Annotated in this window: 19 protein-coding genes; all 19 read right to left on the reverse strand. The window is 68.5% G+C overall.

Going from position 1 to position 16328, the window contains the following annotated elements; genetic code table 11:
• Nucleotides 1-97: 97 nt before the first annotated feature.
• The 19 genes from OHB41_RS38325 to OHB41_RS38415 all read right to left on the reverse strand — a co-directional run bounded on the left by OHB41_RS38325 (nucleotide 98) and on the right by OHB41_RS38415 (nucleotide 16280).
• Nucleotides 98-634 carry a hypothetical protein gene (locus tag OHB41_RS38325; protein WP_266703944.1) on the reverse strand — a complete coding sequence of 179 codons (537 nt, stop codon included), beginning with the start codon at nucleotides 632-634 and terminating at the stop codon, nucleotides 98-100.
• Between the two features lie 146 nt (nucleotides 635-780).
• Complete coding sequence (locus tag OHB41_RS38330) at nucleotides 781-1431, reverse strand: hypothetical protein (protein WP_266703946.1); 651 nt, start codon at nucleotides 1429-1431, stop codon at nucleotides 781-783.
• 111 nt (nucleotides 1432-1542) lie between these two features.
• On the reverse strand, nucleotides 1543-2292 hold the full coding sequence (locus OHB41_RS38335) for a hypothetical protein (RefSeq protein ID WP_266703948.1): 750 nt from the start codon (nucleotides 2290-2292) through the stop codon (nucleotides 1543-1545).
• A 119-nt stretch (nucleotides 2293-2411) separates the two neighbouring features.
• A complete protein-coding gene (locus OHB41_RS38340; RefSeq protein WP_266703950.1) occupies nucleotides 2412-3029 on the reverse strand; it encodes a hypothetical protein in 618 nt (205 codons plus the stop codon).
• 214 nt (nucleotides 3030-3243) lie between these two features.
• Nucleotides 3244-3510, reverse strand: a complete 267-nt coding sequence (locus tag OHB41_RS38345; protein WP_266703952.1) for a hypothetical protein — start codon at nucleotides 3508-3510, stop codon at nucleotides 3244-3246.
• A gap of 400 nt (nucleotides 3511-3910) precedes the next feature.
• On the reverse strand, nucleotides 3911-4801 hold the full coding sequence (locus OHB41_RS38350; protein WP_266703954.1) for a hypothetical protein: 891 nt from the start codon (nucleotides 4799-4801) through the stop codon (nucleotides 3911-3913).
• A gap of 105 nt (nucleotides 4802-4906) precedes the next feature.
• Nucleotides 4907-5338: a hypothetical protein gene (locus OHB41_RS38355; protein WP_266703956.1), complete on the reverse strand. Its 432-nt coding sequence runs from the start codon at nucleotides 5336-5338 to the stop codon at nucleotides 4907-4909.
• An 88-nt stretch (nucleotides 5339-5426) separates the two neighbouring features.
• A complete protein-coding gene (locus tag OHB41_RS38360) occupies nucleotides 5427-5639 on the reverse strand; it encodes a hypothetical protein (RefSeq protein WP_266703958.1) in 213 nt (70 codons plus the stop codon).
• A gap of 124 nt (nucleotides 5640-5763) precedes the next feature.
• Nucleotides 5764-6519 (reverse strand): hypothetical protein, encoded by a 756-nt coding sequence (locus OHB41_RS38365; RefSeq protein WP_266703964.1) that lies wholly within the window; start codon nucleotides 6517-6519, stop codon nucleotides 5764-5766.
• Nucleotides 6520-6636: 117 nt separating this feature from the next.
• Complete coding sequence (locus OHB41_RS38370; RefSeq protein ID WP_266703966.1) at nucleotides 6637-7584, reverse strand: hypothetical protein; 948 nt, start codon at nucleotides 7582-7584, stop codon at nucleotides 6637-6639.
• 83 nt (nucleotides 7585-7667) lie between these two features.
• The gene (locus OHB41_RS38375) at nucleotides 7668-8069 is read right to left on the reverse strand and encodes a hypothetical protein (protein WP_266703968.1); all 402 of its coding nucleotides are present in this window, start codon (nucleotides 8067-8069) and stop codon (nucleotides 7668-7670) included.
• Between the two features lie 296 nt (nucleotides 8070-8365).
• Nucleotides 8366-9226 carry a phosphoadenosine phosphosulfate reductase domain-containing protein gene (locus OHB41_RS38380; protein WP_266703970.1) on the reverse strand — a complete coding sequence of 287 codons (861 nt, stop codon included), beginning with the start codon at nucleotides 9224-9226 and terminating at the stop codon, nucleotides 8366-8368.
• Between the two features lie 114 nt (nucleotides 9227-9340).
• Nucleotides 9341-9949: a hypothetical protein gene (locus OHB41_RS38385; RefSeq protein WP_266703972.1), complete on the reverse strand. Its 609-nt coding sequence runs from the start codon at nucleotides 9947-9949 to the stop codon at nucleotides 9341-9343.
• Between the two features lie 97 nt (nucleotides 9950-10046).
• A complete protein-coding gene (locus OHB41_RS38390; protein WP_266703974.1) occupies nucleotides 10047-11471 on the reverse strand; it encodes a DNA cytosine methyltransferase in 1425 nt (474 codons plus the stop codon).
• Nucleotides 11472-11555: 84 nt separating this feature from the next.
• A complete protein-coding gene (locus OHB41_RS38395; protein ID WP_266703976.1) occupies nucleotides 11556-11897 on the reverse strand; it encodes a hypothetical protein in 342 nt (113 codons plus the stop codon).
• An 80-nt stretch (nucleotides 11898-11977) separates the two neighbouring features.
• Nucleotides 11978-12820 carry a hypothetical protein gene (locus tag OHB41_RS38400; RefSeq protein WP_266703978.1) on the reverse strand — a complete coding sequence of 281 codons (843 nt, stop codon included), beginning with the start codon at nucleotides 12818-12820 and terminating at the stop codon, nucleotides 11978-11980.
• A gap of 552 nt (nucleotides 12821-13372) precedes the next feature.
• Complete coding sequence (locus OHB41_RS38405; RefSeq protein WP_266703980.1) at nucleotides 13373-14776, reverse strand: hypothetical protein; 1404 nt, start codon at nucleotides 14774-14776, stop codon at nucleotides 13373-13375.
• Nucleotides 14777-15045: 269 nt separating this feature from the next.
• On the reverse strand, nucleotides 15046-15801 hold the full coding sequence (locus OHB41_RS38410) for a hypothetical protein (protein ID WP_266703982.1): 756 nt from the start codon (nucleotides 15799-15801) through the stop codon (nucleotides 15046-15048).
• 152 nt (nucleotides 15802-15953) lie between these two features.
• Complete coding sequence (locus tag OHB41_RS38415) at nucleotides 15954-16280, reverse strand: hypothetical protein (RefSeq protein ID WP_266703984.1); 327 nt, start codon at nucleotides 16278-16280, stop codon at nucleotides 15954-15956.
• Nucleotides 16281-16328: the final 48 nt, after the last annotated feature.

The following is a 16328-nucleotide window of genomic DNA, read 5'->3' on the forward strand; positions in this document are numbered from 1 at the left end:
GCACCGACTCAGGGGATGTCGGTACGGGGGCCCGCGGCTTCGCGCTGCGCCCCTGGGCGTGCATGCCCTGGTGGGTGCTCGGGCCGGCTGCCTCGGGTCAGCGGCGGACGCGCAGGGTGCCCTTGGGAGTGCGGGGCATGCGAGCAACGGGGGCGGCGGTTGGATGGGTTACTGGTTCTGCTGGGACGGCGGGCGCCTGCTCGGGCCCTTCTGGCGCGCTGCGCTGTGCAGGAGGGTCGTCGTAGCGCGTGAGGATGCGGGCGATAGCGGCAGCCGCGTTGCGGTCCTGGGAGTGCAGGTCTCGCTCCCAGAACTCGTACGGCGTGCCGCGCCTTCGCTCGAACTCGCCCATGTATCCGAGGTCTCCCCACTCGGCGCCGTCCGGGTAGTTCGACAGGGACGTCCAGCCGTATCCGTTCAGGTTCTCCGGGTGGATCTCGGTGACGACCATGTGGCCCCACGGCGAGTGGTAGACGACGCACGGCGCCTGTTCGGCCGGGAGGCGGGGTTCGCGGGGGGCGAGGGAGCGCAGCACGCTCGCGCCGGGGTAGAAGGGGTGGCCGCGCAGGGTGCGCTGCGACTCGAACAGCGGCATGTCGGAGAGGGGGTGGAACCTCGGGATACCCAGTCGCATGGGATGTGCTCCGTTCGGTGCGGGCCCGGGGCGCGCGGCCCCGGGCCGGGCGGGCATGGTCAGTAGCGGAGGGGTATCGGGGTGAGGCCGTTGCGGGCGGCCAAGTCCTCGGCGGGTGTCCTGCACCACCCCGGGGCCACACCGCGTCAACCGCGAGTGTGGCTCGGGTGGCGGAGCACGAACAGCGCCTTCGCCTGGTCGGTGGTGGAGCGAACGAGCCGGGTGAAGTTCTCCCCGCCCCACACCGTCCACCGGTCGCCACCGATCTGCGGCGACCACGTGAGCGCGTACCGTTCACCGTCGGACGTGGTGACGTCCCACCATCCGCGCTGCGTGCGCGCCGTGACGGTGGCGCCGTCGATAGCCGGAATCTCCGGACGCGGACCGTAGCGACGCTCTACGTACGACAGGTAGTCGGCCGTCGGCTCGATCGCGATACGCCACCGGCGCCGGGAGGCGTCCGCCCCTACCTCCGTCCACGTCCAGCCGAGCACGGGACGAAAACCTGCCTTCACCAGCGCACGGGCTGCCGCTGCTTCCGCGTCGTCCTGGCGGACGTCGTGGCGGATGTCCAGCCGGATTACGTGCGCCGTGGCGCACAAAGTGCCGGACTCGTCGAGCAGCCACACCACCGTTTCCCGGGTGCCCCGGTTCCGTACCAGCTCCGCTGTCACCGGCCGCGTGCGCTCCTCCGCCCGCCGGTCACGCTCCAGTGCCTCAGCCTCCGTCCACTCCCGTCGGCCGGTGTCGTCTGTCGCGGGTCGGTGAGCCGCGGGCTGTTCGTCCTGCGTGGTCATGTCGTGGTGTTCCTCTCCGTGGGGTTGGGGCCGTGCTCCGGATGGGGTGGCCGGTGCTCCCCGGCCCGACTCGATCGGGCCGCACACCGTCTGTGGTGGGGGCTGCGATGCCTAGAAGGGGGGTTCGTCATGGCGGCGGGCACGGGCGGTGTGAAGCCGGTTGTTCGCCTCGGCCAACCTCTCGCCGTCCGCGACCTCGAACGCACTCCGGTCGACCGTGTGACCGCACTCCCACGCCGTGCACACGTAGACCGGGCCTGTGCTCGGGTACAGGCCGGGCACGGGCGTGTAACCGCCGTAGTGGCACTCGGAGCAGATGTGCGGCGTGAACACCTCATGCCCGATGAGCAGCTCTCCCGTGTGGCGCTGTTCAGTAATCCGGGCCCGCGCCCGGCCGCGCTGGATGCATGCCTTGTCCTCACACGCCCGGCTGCCGATGACCCCGTCGGTGGAACCGTCGTACAGGGTCACGGTGCCGGTGTCCTCGCACGAGCCGCAGAACGGGGTGCCCTCCGTGGCGTGTTCGAGCATCGCGAGCGCCACCCACTCAGCCGGTGAGCATTCGAGGTAGCGCACCAGGGCGGCCAGGGTGCCCGGCTCGACACCTTCGGGCCGTCCGTGGCACGTGTGGCGGCGGGCCTTGTGATCGGTGACGACGTACCAGCGGATCCGGTCGCGCACCGGAAGGCCATTGCCCTCCAGCCGGTGACCGGTCTCGATGAACAGGGACTGTCCGGCGGTCCGGCCGTCCACGCCCTCACGCGCCTTTCCGGCCGACTGGGGGCCGTCGAGTCCGAGGACGTCACCGGCCGCGTTGAATGCGTGCACGGTGTAGCCGTTGGGATTGGTCTTGCTGGTCATCGTGCGGGTTCCTCTCACTCGGGGACTGCCCGGTCGGTCTCCGGGCGGGTGGTGGAGCCGGGGTGCGGCAGCCGTGCCCCGGCCGGTTTCCTGGCCGGGGCACGGCCGCGCAGGGCGGGTCAGTCGCCCTTGCGGAGTTCGCGGATGGTGTCGGCGACGCGGGCGGCGATGTTCCCGAGACGGTCGCTGGACCACACGTCGGCGACGTCGGTGCGGCGTGCCTCGGGCAGGGTCTCGACGTAGAGGACACCGCTGTCGGAAACGGCGAGGGTGTAGCCGCCGCTCTCGCCGTCTGCCTGGAGGTAACCGCGCACGCCCCACGAACCGGAGTCTGCGAACCACTCGTCGCCGAGGAGATCGGCGGCGGCGCGGCCGATGTCGGAGACGGCGAACGGGTATTCGGTGCCAGGCTCGGGGTGGTAGTGGCCCGCTTCGTCGCGCGAGAGAGAGACGACGTACGCCTTCTCGTACGCCACGATGGCGTCCAGCGCGACACGGCTCGCGAACCGGCGGTACCGGCGGCGACGGGCGACCTCGGCGAAGCACACGGCCACGATGGCCTCGTGAACCTGCTTGGCGGTGTCGGCCCAGACCGCGACGTGGTTGCGGTTCGCCGCGTACTCCCGCATCACGGTGAGGCGCATCGCGAGCAGAGGGGCCACCCGTCTGGGGAAGGCGGAGTAACCGCCGAACGCGGCGCGCGCCTCGATGGCGTGCGGGGCGGTGGTGATACGCATGATGGAGTCCTTTCGAAGCAGGCCGGTTACTCCCCGGCCCGAAGCAGTGGGGCGCGTGACGGACGCTCTGAAGAGCGGAAGAGGGGGAAGGGCGCCGGGCGCGCGGCGTTCCGGCCGGCTCGTGCGTCGACGACGTTCACGAGCGAGCTCGCGCGTGGGAGCAGCCGCGCATCCCGGCGATTCGAGGGATCCCGGCTCGCTGGCCGGGCGCCGCTCAGTCCATGCTCAGCGGCTTGTGCGGCTCGTTCCGCTCCCAGTCCTCCGTGACGTCACGGCCGTCGCGCATGACGGTGATCGACATTCCGTACGGGTGGATCACACCCTCGCGAGCCGTCTCCTCGCCGTGCTTCTCGACGTCACGCTTGACGGCGGCGGTCAGCGCCTCGTAGGCGTCGTGGTAGTCGTCGAACGGCTCGATATCGCCGTTCTCGCACACCAACAGGAACTCGGTCTGCTCGGCGTCTTCGGTGTCCTCGGCCAAGGTGATCTCCTCGGTGGATCGTGGGTTCCGGGGGCTTTGCCCTGCCCCCTTTCGACATAGGTAAATCTATCTTTCTTGGGTGGGGTGGTCAACGTGAAATCCCGGCCCAACAGGGGTCAGTCTCTGCGGATTTCGTCCGGGTCGCAGCGCCATCGGGGTGTGCGGACGCGCGTGGTGCCGCACACGGCTACGGCGCCGAGCCGCCCCCGGGCCGGTGCCGGTGGATGCCCCCCTCCCCACCCCGGCAAAGAAGAAGCGGGGCCCGAACGGGAGGGGTGCAAGGACGCGGCGAAGCCCGTCCTTGCACCCCTCCCGCCGAGGGCCCCACACTCGATCGCCGGGATGCGAAGGTGAGAATGCCGACCGCGGCCTGTCCGATCGGGGACGGCGGTCGGCGGGGTCACACGGGAGGGGCCAGGAACTCGGCGATGGCCGTCTCGCTGTAGTAGGGCGTATCGGCCACCGTGATGACGGGGGCGGGAGCGCTCTTGCGCTTGAGAAGGGTCTTCACTCTCTCGCGACGCTGCTCGGGCGTGAGCGTGGCGGACGCCGCGGGCAGCCGTTCGGCGATCTGACTGCGGGAGATCAGACCGCGCTTCGGGAGAACCTCCTCGGCGGCCTGCCGCAGGTAGCGGGCCGCGACATCGATGCTCACCCCGAGTTCCTCGGCCAGGGCCCGGCTGGTCAGGCTTTCGCCGTTGTCGAGCGCCGTGTGCAGGCGCCTGACGACCTCCTTGTGGCGGGTGTCCTTGCTCCCGGACTCGGCCGCGATCTCGGCGGGCCGGGGACCGGTGTATCCCGGACGGGTGGTGTCGTACCACAGGAACCAGGCGGAGACCTCATCGGCGTCACACATGCGGTCGAACTCGTCGCGTGGCGGAAACGGGTGCTCGGGGTGGTCCCGGTAGTCGGCGGCGAGCAGCCGCACGGCGGTCGGCGTGACACCCCGAAGACGCGCCATGTCAACCCAGCGCCACCGCTCGCCGGGCGTGTGGGGCATGCGCTGGGGCTCCGCGGCGAGCCGTGGCCCCCGGCTCACTTCCGGCGCCCGCTCGTCGGCGCCGAAGAGCTGCTTGCGCACCCACTGTGCGCCCTCGTCAAAGGGGAAGAGCTGGACTCGCCGCGCACCGGTTCGGGCGGTGTCAGCGAACTCCGGGTCGGCGTCCAGCCAGTTCCGGACCGTCTTCTCGGCGACGCCGGCGAGGTGCGCGAAGTCCTTGCGCGTGAGTTCCGGCGCCTCGCGCCGCAGCTGCGCGAGGCGCTGCTCGAACTGTTCTCTGGTCGTGGTCATCGTGGCTCATCCTGTCTCATGCAAGGCCCTACACTGTCGGATACCTCAGGGGTGGTGCCTTGGTGCTGCGCTTGTGGGTTCCAGGGGCCGACGGCTTTGCCCAAGTCAGCACACTTCGGTGATGCTGGTACGGACTTCGTCCGTGTCGTCGGCCCCGCTTTCGTCTCCGGAGCCCTCGGCGGTTGTCCGGCGCGAGGCGAACCAGTCGGCGACGGCCTTCGCGCACGCGGCGGCGTGGACCATGAGGTCCCCTCCGGGCTGCGCCTCGTAGACGCGCTCGATGTCGCAGTAGTCCGAGCCGTCGTAGCCCTCGTATGCCATGGCGCACAAGCCGCCCGTGTACTGGGCCGCAGGGCTGCTGACAAAGCCGGGGGCGCTTAGAATGATGTGCTCGCTGTCCAGGGCTTTGTCCTGGGGAAGGTGCGGCGGGTGGGCGATCACGCAGTCCTCGTCGAGTTCCAGGAAGCCGGGGAATTCGACGACGGCCAGGGCGTGCAGCAGTACGGCGGCGACGGGAATGGCGGCGAGGTTGTTCATGGGAGGCATGCCTTTCGAGGTGATGGGGATCTTGTGCCGAGGGGGGAAGGTGGTGATCAAGCTGTCCGGCTTGACCGGTCGGGGCCGGTCAGCGGGGCTCGGTGTCAGCGGGGCTGAGGACGCCGATGCTGATCGCGAGAGCCTCCACGTCGGCGTCCGTTGAGGGACCTGCCTTGGCTGGGGGGCTGGGCCGGGAGGTGACCAGGCGCAACCTGGCCGGGGCGACCAGACGAATGGCCTGGCGTACTGCCTGCTCGAAGCCCGCGCCCGGGCCGGCTGGAGTGCTCGCGGTGATGGTCATGACAAGACTCCGCTCGGGGCCGTTCCTGGTGGGCGGGACTGTTCGCCCGCCCACCAGGAACGGCGTGGGTTCCGGGGTCCGCCGCTCGGCTTGCCCTGCCGGACGGTGGACGAGAGGGCTTCGGTCAGCGCGGGGAGGAATTGCTCCAGGCGCTTCCGGGGCGCTCCGGGTGGGGCCGGAGGAGCTCGTTGCGTCGCTCGGCGTAGGCGGCGACGTCCTCGGTGTGCAGGACCGTACGGTCCAGCTGGTTCTCCTGTACGTGCCAGATGCCGTCGCCCTCGTCACCGTGCGGCCGGAAGCCGAGGATGAGCTTCTGCTCTTCCAGGGTGGCCAGGGCGATGTGCGCCTCCTGTTCGGCGCGCGGGAGCTGTTCGAACTTCAGCTGGTTCCAGTCGGCCACGAAGAAGCGCACTCCGTTGGCGAAGACGTTGTTGGAGCTGAGGTTCAGCCGCTCGGCACACAGCAGCAGATCGGCCAGAAGACGGGCGGTCACCTCGCTCACGTCGGCGGCCGACAGGGCCGCGAGTTCCTCTTCGTCGACGAACCTGTCGAAGTCGAACTTCTCGAATTCCCCACGCAGTTCCCAGACGCGGCGCTGGAGAAGGTCGAAGGCGTTGGGGTTGCGGCGGGCCCAGTAGTGCAGGACGTCGCTGAACAGGGTGGTGATGACGGTTTCCGCCTCGCTGCGGAAGACGGGGCTGGTGCGGAGCACGTCCCACCCGGCGTTCCACTGGTCTTGGCCGTAGGTCAGGACGGCGTGCAGACCGCGGGCGGCGGGGTCCTGGTTGAAGACGGCGCCGACACACGAGGTGTCGAGGTATTCCCACACGGAGGCTTCGCCGCGGTGGGTGCGGGTCTTGATGCGGGATCTGGTGTTCATGCTCGGTTGCCTTTCGAGTGATGCCGGACGGCAGTTCGCCGGCTGGAGGTAGCGGTGAGTGGAGACCGGGACGCGGGCGGCCGTTTGCGTGTCCGCGTCCCGGACTCAAGGGAGGGGTCAGAACCCGGAGAGGTGGGCGTGCGCGTTGTCGCGGATCCACGACGCGGCGAACTTCGCGCAGTCGGCGGACTCCTCGGCGATGCCCCCGGGCACGTGGGAACCGATGTAGAGCGTGCGGATCTGGTCGCCGTCGGCGTTGTGCAGGGTGACCGTCCACGGTTCCTCGTGGGCGTCGATCGGCCGATCGGCACTTTCTCCGGACTGGACGAACAGGCGGGGGCCGGTGTGGACGTCCTCGCCGGTGGCGGTGGTGTCGAGCGGGATCACGCGGTAGGTGATGCCGCACTCCCACATGGGGGACGACGGCACGCCGTAGGCGCCGAGGGCGGCGTGCAGCACATCGCCCTCGGTCGGCGCGGGCTCGTCGACGGGGCGCAGCTCGATGTAGCTGCCGGGCCGAGCCACGGTGTAGGTACACGACGCATCGAGGAGGATCCGCGCAGACGGATCCTTCTGCCACAGGCCGAGGACGAACTCGACGCGGTCGGCCGACAGCGAACGGGGGTGATCGATCGCGTCGCCGTCGTGGGAACTGGAATACGCCGCGGTGTAGTTGACGGCGTGCGCGACCGGATTGGCCGGAGCGATCACGGTGCCTCGCTCGGGTACAGGGTGCACTTCGCGGTGTGCCGCGCCGAGGGCCAGCCGGTGGGCGGCGGCAACGACCTCGTAGGCGGCCGTCAGGGCCTCCTCCTCCCGGAGGGCCTGCTCACGGACCGTCCGCTGAGCATCAGCGGCTTCGACCCACTTGCTGCTGAAGTCGCCAGGAAGAAGCCGCTGTTCGGAACGCCACTGGAGGAGGCTGTCGTCCGTCTTGCTGATCTGTCGCCTGTGCCTGGCTGCCGACCTCCGGCGGAGCGCCAGGACGGCCGTGGTCAGATCCAGCTGATGACGCGCGGCTGTGGCTCGCTCGCGGGCGGCGGTGCGCATCGCGTGTGTCTGCATGGGTGCTCTCTCACGTGGGTGGGTTCGGCTCCGGTGCGCGGCTTTGCCCTGCCGCGCACCGGAGGAGTACAGGGGGTGGGACGTCAGTCGAGGGCGTCGGCCAGGAAGTCGAGGAGAGTCCGCAGCGAGTGCTGAACGTCTCCGTCCCCGGGCACCTCCTCGTCCGTCAGAGAGGTGAGGAGGGTCCGCAGCGAGAGGCCCAGGCCCTCGGCTCCGGTTGCCTCCCACACGTATGAGAGGAGGTCGGCGCAGATCGCTCCAGCCATTTCGGGGGCGTAGGTGGCGTTGAACGTCTCCCAGCCGTCGGGCGCGTCAGCCCAGCCCGGAGCGATGATGTTGCCCTCACGGTCGATCTTCGTGCCGTCCTCGCCGACCCAGCGGAGGGCGTAGGCCAGGTGGGCGTGCCCCCGCTCCGGCGGCGTCGACTTGATGAGTTCGGCGTAGTCAGTAGGCGCCTTGATGTCGAGAGGCCCTGTGAAGTCCATGGGCGGGCTGCCTTTCACGGTTGTGGGTTCGGTGCCGGAGCGCGGTTTGCCCTTCCGCGCTCCGGCTGGGAGTCGAGACGGTCGGCTCACGCGGCCTGACGATGGCGAGAGGCGGCGTCCGGAGCCGGTGACCCCGTGCCGATATAGGTAAATCTATCTTTTGGTGGGGAGGGGGTCAATGGCGTTCCGGGGCGCCGGACCCCCCGAACTGCCGGGTTCGTGGATGAATTCCCGGGTAGCCGCCCTGCCGGAGTGAGTCAGGGCGTGATGTGGCTGGGGTGTATCCCTTGGTCCGGTCAGCTGCGGGCGAGTTCGATGATCTGCTTCAGGGTGAGGTTCATCTTGAACGGCTTGCCCAGGCGCTGTTCCGCCCCGGCCCACTCCGCGAAGATCTCGCGGTTGATCCGCGCGGACGCGATCAGGTCGGCCCGCTTGGCCAGCGGGCACGCTCGGCAGCTGAGCCGTCCCACGTGCTCGTAGGCCGGATGCCACGGGATGCCGTGCTTGCGATGGGCCTTCCAGACTTCGTCCGTCTTGAGGTGGTGGACCGGCAGCCAGGTCGTGACGTCGCGCAGCGTCTTCGCGGTCATACGGTGCTGCTCGATGACCGGCTTCTTGGCGCGGGCCCGGGACTCCTCGGCGCGCATGCCCATCGCGTACCCGGCCCGGATGGGGCGGCCGAGCCGAAGTTCGGCGGCGATTTCGTCGACGTAGTCGCGGCCGACGGCGGTCTTCAGATCCGAGGTGCAGAACCTGGCAAAGAAACCTGGAAAGTTGCCGTGGTCCATGACCCGGTCCCACAGGGACGGCCACCGCTGACTGCGCCGGACGGCGAACGGCACCCCGTACAAGTCGGCATGACTGCGGGCCACTTCGAGCGCGCCGGGCCACTCGATCAGGTGCCCGTTCGGCGTACGGCCGAGATCACAGTGCAACACCTTGACCTTGTGCAGTTGACCTTCCTGGTCGGCCTGCGTGCACACCTCGTGCACGAGGACGCCGCTGTCCTTTCCACCACTGTCGCCGACAATCACGACGTCGTTGCGATCCCAGTCGAACCCGGCGGCCGGCGCGGGCAGGGGCGGCGGTGCGAAGAGTTCGAGCTGGGCGCCGCACCCGCTACCGCACGGCGGAGGGGTGCTGAGGTTTCGGGGCATGACTCTCTCCCAGATGGAGGTGTTCGGTGGGGCTGCCCGGACCCTGGGCAGCGAGGGGGTCAGTCCCGGCTGCCTGGCATCGCCGAGGTGGCGCCTGCCAGGCAGCCGGCTGGATCAGCGCAGCGGGATCTGGGCCGCGTAGGCGGTGATGACTGCGTGCGCCGCGGCCTCGCTGAGGCGCAGGATCTCCAGGTTGCAGACGGCGGTCATGTCCGGGCCGGACAGTTCCAGGAGGGCGATCCCCTCCACCTGCCAGCGCCCGGACAGCTCCGAGCTGTAGATCGGTGTGTCGGACGCCTCCTCGTCGTAGCCCGGCATCGGTCGGCTGTCGGCCACGCCCAGCAGTCCTGCGGTCTGGCTGTCCAGCCACCGGGCGGCCTCGCCCTTGAAGTCGGCCGGGTCGTGGAAGGCGGCCAACTCTTTGTCCGGGGCGCTGCTGACGGCGGCGAGGACGATGGGCGCCAAGGTGAGCGGCAGGAGTGTGAATCGGAGGTTGTGCCCGTTGCGGTAGTAGGTGTTGGACCACCTGACGGAGGTGGCTCCGTGGGTGAACGTGACGTCCACCCACGGCGGTTCGGTGGGGCGGGAACGGGTCACCTGGGGGCGGATGCCCCGGGTGAGCAGCAGCCGGATCGCCATGTGGGTGGTGCGGGTGTGCTGGACGGTGCGGGCGGTATGGGCGATGCGTTCGCGGGCGTCGTGCCGGGGGTCCGGGAAGACCATGCGGCGCTCCTTCGGCTTGTGGGCGCCGGGCCCGGTTTGCCCTCCGGGCCCGGCTGAAAGGGGAGGTGGGGCCGCCGCTGGGGCGGCCCCACGGGGTTTACAGAACGGCGGCCACGCGCTCGCCGAGCCACTGGGCGACGTTGCAGCTCACCGCGTTTCCGGCCTGGACCGTCTTGGCGGCGTCGCTGGTCCCCGTGACGATGTAGCCGGGCGGGAACCTTTGCGCGCTCATCTGCTCGCGCCACTTCAGCATCCGGAAGTAGCAGTCCTCGATCCGTGCCGCCTGCCGCAGCAGACCGGCCGAATCGTGCGTGGAAAGGGTGTGCAGCGGCTCGGACGTCGGCTTGGCCTTCGCGCCCTTGCGGTACGGGATGACCAGCCCATGGTGATTGCCACCCGCCATGACCGCGGACAGCGGCCGGTCGATCTTCCGCGCCTTGCCGTGGTTGCGGAGCTCGATGACGAACGGCGGAGCCGCCAGATCCGGCGACGACGTGGCGTACGGGAAGGTTCCGGGCGGGACGAGCAGCCCTTCCCCGATCTTCGCGCACCTGGACGGCAGCGGGGCCAGGTCCGGCCGGAATGCGCGCCCGTCGTGGCCACCGTGGTTGACGGTCACGAGCGAGGGGGTCTCGGGGAACATCTCCAGCCCTGCCTCAATGCGCGCGATGGTGCTCTCGGCCAGAGGGTCAAGCCCGTGCTCGGGACGCTCTGCGATGCGAACGCCTTCGTCCTCCCAGTTGATGATGGACGACGCGGGCTGAACGTACGGCTCCACGACTCCGTGGCCGCAGGGGCACGTGTAGTCGTACTGCACGCCGTACTTGCCGACTCCGCTCCTCCGGGGCTTCTGGCCCTTGCGAGGCTTACGGGGCTTACGCCAGGTCTGCACCGCGTGCACGTCCTCGTCGCAGACCTCGCAGAACGCCAGCGGCGTCGGCTTCACATCTGGGAGACGGATTCCAACCTTCGTGAAAACGATGTACAACCTGTCGCGCCACTGCGGAGCGGGGAGATTGAACGCGTCCCCGATGTGCGCCGACGAGACACAGACGATCTGGTAGTTGTAGCCCAGCTGCGCCATTCCGGCCAGCCACCAGTCAAACAACTCCCAGTCGGTCGCGAACTCGATGACGTTCTCAACCAATACGGCCTTGTAGCGGTGGAGCTGTACGGCGCGGATGACTTCGAAAGCGGTAGCCCGTGTTCGCTGGAACGCCTTGTCCGGGAGGGATTTCCATTCCTCGTCATCGACTTGACCCTTGGTCCGGGGACGCCCCCCGGCGGGACTTATCTCTGTACAGATGGGGCTCGCCCAAAGAATGTCTGTCTTCGGGAGGCGCCTCATGTCGTAGTACTCCATCTCGGCGCACAGGTGCTCGGCATCCGGATGGTTGGCGGTGTGCGTATCTACCGCGACTTGCCAATGATTGGCGGCAAGTAGGAGTTCGAGTCCTGAATTGACCAGGCCCGTACTGGATCCGCCCGCGCCCGCATACATATCAGTGAATGTGAGGCTCAAGTGCTCTTCCTGCTTATGGGTTCCTGAGCGCTTCAGGCCCGGTTTGCCCTCCGGGCCCGAAGCGGGGAAAAGACTGCGGGGCGGTTACTCGCCGTAGGTCTGGGACGTGAGCCAGACTGCGGTCTCGATGACGTTCTCGACCGTGCCGACCTGGAAGCTTCCGGTCTGCGCTTCACGGATCAGGTCCCAGGCGGAGGAGGTGCCGAGTTCGACCGCCAGGCGACGGGCGATACGGGAACGGGGGTCATCGGCCCGCGCGAAGTGGCGCACGCCTGACGTGCTCCAGGTCGGCGGGCAGGGCGGGGACGCCCACAGCAGGGGCATCGGCCGGTGGCGGTCGGGAAGTCCGAGCGGCTCGGGGCCGCCGGAGTAGCGGGCGAGCGCCAGTGGCCAGTGGTTGTGTGCCGGGGGAATGCGGGTCGTCATGTGTCCATCCGTGGTTGTGGGTTCGTGGGCGCCGGGCCCGGTTGCCCTCCGGGCCCGGCAGGTTGGGGGTGCGTCGGCTGCTAGCCGCCGTAGGTCTCGATGACCCGCTTCTCGACGGTGAGCAGGCGGCAGAGACGGGTCACGACCTCGGCCGGGACCTCGATGGTGGCGCCGTTGTGACCGTCGGCGTCCATGACGGTCAGGAGGGCCCCGCCCGGCACCGAGTAGCGGGTGCGACGCAGTTCGGACAGGTCGGAGATGAGGCCGTAGAGCTTGTCCGGACCGTCCGGCTCTTCGCTGTCGACCGGGGCACCGAGCGGGTGGTGACTGCCGTAGCGGGTGGCCGTCGCCTGGAGGTAGCGCTGGGTCGCGCCGACCATCCTGAGGAGTTCGGAGCCGTGGTAGATGACCCCGATGTGCTCGTCGGGACCCTCGTGTTGTACGTGCCAGTTCTTGACCTGGTCGGCACGGCTGGGCAGGCCCTCGTCACCCCCGATGGTCAGGTAGCTGGAGTCCGGGAGCCGGACGTGGATGAGGTGGCCGACCCCCTGGACGGGGACGATGTCGCCGATCACGTTGTGTTCGCGCAGGGTGGCGAGGACGGGCGCGTACTGCGGGCCGATCTCGTCGGTCGAGTAGGCCATCGTGATCGCCCAGTTCACGAGCGGCTTCGGGTCGCTGGGCCAGGGCAGTACACCCTGAGCGATGTTCGCCCCCTGCGGCGACCGGCGCTGCCAGAGCAGGACGAGAGGAGCGGAGGGCTGGGGCTTGTCGGGTCCGGGCCACACCGTCACCTCGTCTCCGGAGCTGGGCAGGGTGAACACGACGGATTTGCCGAGGATGTTGTTCGACTCGACCTGCGCGCCTTCGCGGATGGCAATGGCAAGGTCGGTCATCGAAATGGGAATCTCGGGATTCGTCACCTGAGTGACTCCATTCAGCAGTGTGGGTTCCTGGGGGGCTTTGCCCTGCCCCCCTGTGGAATTCTGGTTCTTGATGTCACGTCAATGTTCTACGGATTTCAATGAAGCGCTCTGTGGAGTTTTAAAGGATCGACGACCGTATTGGCCTATTCGCTGCCGATGTTCTTGGTGGGCGGCTTTTCGCTTCCGCCCCCTTTCGACATAGGTAAATCTATGTTCTCTTGAGGGGTGGGTCAACCTCGGAATCCGGGTTTCAGAAGGGGAGTTGGAAGGAATTTCGGACTTCCGGCCCTCGCGGCGACAGTCTTTAAGCGCGTGAGGCCCGCGGTCGGCTGCCGGGCGGGACCGAACGCGGGCGGTGCCGTGGAGTGGCCCCCTCCCCCTTCCCGGCAAAAAGAAAAAGGGGCCCGAACGGGAGGGGTGCAAGAACGCGGCGAAGCCCGTTCTTGCACCCCTCCCGCCGAGGGCCCCACACTCGGAAAGCCGGGAAGAGGAGATGTTCTGACTCGCCGTGACGCCGAGCGTGAAGCGTGGGACGCGGTGTCTGCGCGATCAGACGGGGAGCCGAAGCTGTCGGCAGGTCTCCTGCCACACCTCCTCGAAGTTCTTCCTCTGCTTCTCGATCACGCCGCTGGGTGCGACGACATGGAACTCCTCCACGGCGGGAAAGCGTGCACCGCGCGAGAGTGTCTGGCTGCGGACATGGCCGAGCGGGTGCTGAAGGTCTTCCTCGACATGCTCGCCGGCGTCCGCGGCGCGGCGGCGCATCAGGTGGGTGACCTGCGCTCGGGTTCCGGTGATCACGACCTTGACGGACCGGCTCGCCTGCCCCTTGCGGGAGGAGTCCCGGCATGCGGGCTGCGGCTTGCGGCAGACGGGTCCGTGCCACTGTGCGCATGGGGGTGTCCGCTCGCCCGTGTCCGGGTCGATGCAGCCGGGCCACGGGGAGCGGCAAGAGTCGCCGTGCCGTTCCTTGCAGCTGCCGGTGCGGGCCGGAGGGAACACGCGGCGTATTCGGTACAGCGCCCACTCCACGGAGGCGAGACGGTCCTCCAGCGCCCGCAGCGCCGCGGTGTTGCCGTCCTCGGCGACACGCGTGTACAGCGTCTCCTTCGGGTAGAACGAGCCGTTCTCGTTCAGCGCCATCGACGTGTATTCCAGGGCCAGTACCTCGACAGCCTGCTCAACGTGGTCACGCAAGCGCGCCATATGCGCGGGCCGGGCAGAACAGGAACCTGAATAGACACAGAACGTGCAGTAGGACTTGGGCCATAGAAAGCCGAATTCGGTGAACAACCGGGCCTCCACGATATCGCGGTCCCAGCTCTGCTCAATGAGCGGATATTCCACGGTGCAGATGGTCCGGCGCGCCTTCAGGTTTTCCTCCTGCTGGCATCCGTCGTAGGTGCGGGCGCGCTTTTGTTCGCGGGCGTGGTAGCCGACGATCTTCCGGAACGGCCTGTCGGGGAACTCGGCCAGCCCCCACTGGTCCAGTGGCCAGCCCTTGTATTTCAGCGAGCACGAATTCCCGCCGGCGGCCTGGACGACCGTGCCGTTCAGAGAGAGCTCGTCCATGAGGGTCCAGCGGCCTCGCGGAATGAAGTGCTGTGGACTACGGGAGTCGGCGAGGACTTCCCAGCCGTCCGCTTCGTACGGGCCGCACCGCGCGACCTGAATGTATCTGACCTGATGACGGCGGAGAAGGGGGAAGATATGGTCCTCGACGAACCTGACGGTGTCCCTCCACTCCGAACCAACCGTCGCCGTGATCACGATCAGGTCGGAGAAGTCCGGCTCCAGGCCGTAGTCGGCCGGGTCGCGCAGCATTTCTATCAGGACGAGAGTCGAATCCGCCCCCAGGCCATACGAAAGCACGGTCACCGGTTTCACGCTGACTGCGGCGGGCGACTGCTCCTGCCAAAGATCGAGTTGTAGTTGCGGGCTGTGGGCACCCATGTGTAGACCCCTTGCGGTGGTGGGTTCCAGGGGGCCTTGCCCTGCCCCCTGCTGCGACGTAGGTGAATCTGCGCTCTGCCGAGCGCGGCCCCAGCGGGGTCGGCGCGCATCTCCGCGGGATGAGGCCAAACTGCCGCCCGAGGAAGCGATGTTGCGCCCGGGAGGCGCCGCCCGCGCGGGAGGCGGGCGGCGTCGTGGAGACCCGGTGGCGTCGGAACGGGACCGCTGAGATCTTCCCGGCCGACCGATGTCCGTCAGGAATGCGAAGCTCAGGCCGTCGGCGAGTGATCCGCGAGTCGTACGCTGCGGATCGTGATGCCGTTCCAGGCGTCGGCGTTGTCGCGGGACTTGAGGTCAGCCAGCAACTGCTTCGCAGCGACCGTACGGGCGTCCGCCTCGGTCGGAGCATCCTCGGCGGCTATCTCGTATTCCCACACGCTGTCATCCCCGCCGTCTTCGGGGTGCTGGAGCTCGACCACCCACGTGCCGGTGGAGGAGAACACGACTCCTCCGTCGAGTGTGATCCGAACGGGTACGGCCCCGGGCCAGATCCGGGCGCCGCTCGCGGTGAGCCAGTCCAGCTCGACGACTACTTGCGCGACGCGGGCTTCGTCGATGTAGAAGGAGCAAGTTCCCCCTGCGATGGTGACGGAGGGGTGGCAGGGAGTCTCCGGGTCGCTGTAGTCCGCGCCGGAGAAGTGCGCTCCCCGGTTCAGCTCCTGGTAGAGCGCGGTGCCTTGTGTCTCGTCGTCTTCGAGCGTGGACAGGTAGTGGCGGATGGCCTCGGCGACTTTCCGGGCGAGATCCTCGCCGTTGCTCTGGGCGGGATGTCCGGTGAACCGGGCGATCTCGCCCGCCAAGGCGGCTTCCAGGACGAGGTGATGGAGATCGTCGACATGGAGGGTGAACTCGTCGGTCTCGGGTGCGGTCACGCTGCCGCGAACCTCCCAGGGGGAGCGTTCGGCCTTCCAGTCGCTGCCGAGGATCCCGGCGGCGAGCTGCGCGATGGCTGCGGGAGTATGCAAGGTCTGTCTGGTTCCTTCATTTCAGGCGGGAACGCGGGGTGAGAAGGCGCCGTCGGCACACGCGTCTCGCAGGCGGTAGAAGCCGACGGCCAGGCTCCACAGCCGGGGGCAGGGTGAGGTCGACAACCCTGGCCCCCGACAGGAGCGGTGGATCAGAAGAAGAGGAACTTGTCGGGCTCCTCGATGGCGAGCCGGAGCATCTCGGCGTCCGGTCCCCCCTTCGCCATGATCAGCATTCCGGCGAAGCGGCCCGTCTGCTCCTTCGTCAGCGGGCTCTCACCGTGCGCGGTGAGGAACTCGTCGACCGCGTCCAGCACGTCGTCGGGGTGGGTGAACACTTCGACCAGCCCGAGCAGTCCGGCCGGCTCGTCGGCCTTCCACAGCTGCGCGCGGAAGCGGCGCAAGGCCGGGTCGAAGATCGCCTGGAGCCGTGTGGTGTCGTTGAGCTGGAGCGGCTTCGTGAAGTCGTTCAGGTCCATCGGATCTCCTGATCCTGAGTGGGTTCCGGGGGCTTTGCCCTGCCCCCT

The organism is Streptomyces sp. NBC_01571, from assembly GCF_026339875.1.
GTDB lineage: Bacteria > Actinomycetota > Actinomycetes > Streptomycetales > Streptomycetaceae > Streptomyces.

What these genes read in the sequence shown, in the direction of transcription:
- OHB41_RS38325 (WP_266703944.1), bottom strand. Translation starts at nt 634, where the DNA reads ATGCGACTGGGTATCCCGAGGTTCCACCCCCTCTCCGACATGCCGCTG.
- OHB41_RS38330 (WP_266703946.1), bottom strand. Translation starts at nt 1,431, where the DNA reads ATGACCACGCAGGACGAACAGCCCGCGGCTCACCGACCCGCGACAGAC.
- OHB41_RS38335 (WP_266703948.1), bottom strand. Translation starts at nt 2,292, where the DNA reads ATGACCAGCAAGACCAATCCCAACGGCTACACCGTGCACGCATTCAAC.
- OHB41_RS38340 (WP_266703950.1), bottom strand. Translation starts at nt 3,029, where the DNA reads ATGCGTATCACCACCGCCCCGCACGCCATCGAGGCGCGCGCCGCGTTC.
- OHB41_RS38350 (WP_266703954.1), bottom strand. Translation starts at nt 4,801, where the DNA reads ATGACCACGACCAGAGAACAGTTCGAGCAGCGCCTCGCGCAGCTGCGG.
- OHB41_RS38355 (WP_266703956.1), bottom strand. Translation starts at nt 5,338, where the DNA reads ATGAACAACCTCGCCGCCATTCCCGTCGCCGCCGTACTGCTGCACGCC.
- OHB41_RS38360 (WP_266703958.1), bottom strand. Translation starts at nt 5,639, where the DNA reads ATGACCATCACCGCGAGCACTCCAGCCGGCCCGGGCGCGGGCTTCGAG.
- OHB41_RS38365 (WP_266703964.1), bottom strand. Translation starts at nt 6,519, where the DNA reads ATGAACACCAGATCCCGCATCAAGACCCGCACCCACCGCGGCGAAGCC.
- OHB41_RS38370 (WP_266703966.1), bottom strand. Translation starts at nt 7,584, where the DNA reads ATGCAGACACACGCGATGCGCACCGCCGCCCGCGAGCGAGCCACAGCC.
- OHB41_RS38375 (WP_266703968.1), bottom strand. Translation starts at nt 8,069, where the DNA reads ATGGACTTCACAGGGCCTCTCGACATCAAGGCGCCTACTGACTACGCC.
- OHB41_RS38380 (WP_266703970.1), bottom strand. Translation starts at nt 9,226, where the DNA reads ATGCCCCGAAACCTCAGCACCCCTCCGCCGTGCGGTAGCGGGTGCGGC.
- OHB41_RS38385 (WP_266703972.1), bottom strand. Translation starts at nt 9,949, where the DNA reads ATGGTCTTCCCGGACCCCCGGCACGACGCCCGCGAACGCATCGCCCAT.
- OHB41_RS38395 (WP_266703976.1), bottom strand. Translation starts at nt 11,897, where the DNA reads ATGACGACCCGCATTCCCCCGGCACACAACCACTGGCCACTGGCGCTC.
- OHB41_RS38405 (WP_266703980.1), bottom strand. Translation starts at nt 14,776, where the DNA reads ATGGGTGCCCACAGCCCGCAACTACAACTCGATCTTTGGCAGGAGCAG.
- OHB41_RS38415 (WP_266703984.1), bottom strand. Translation starts at nt 16,280, where the DNA reads ATGGACCTGAACGACTTCACGAAGCCGCTCCAGCTCAACGACACCACA.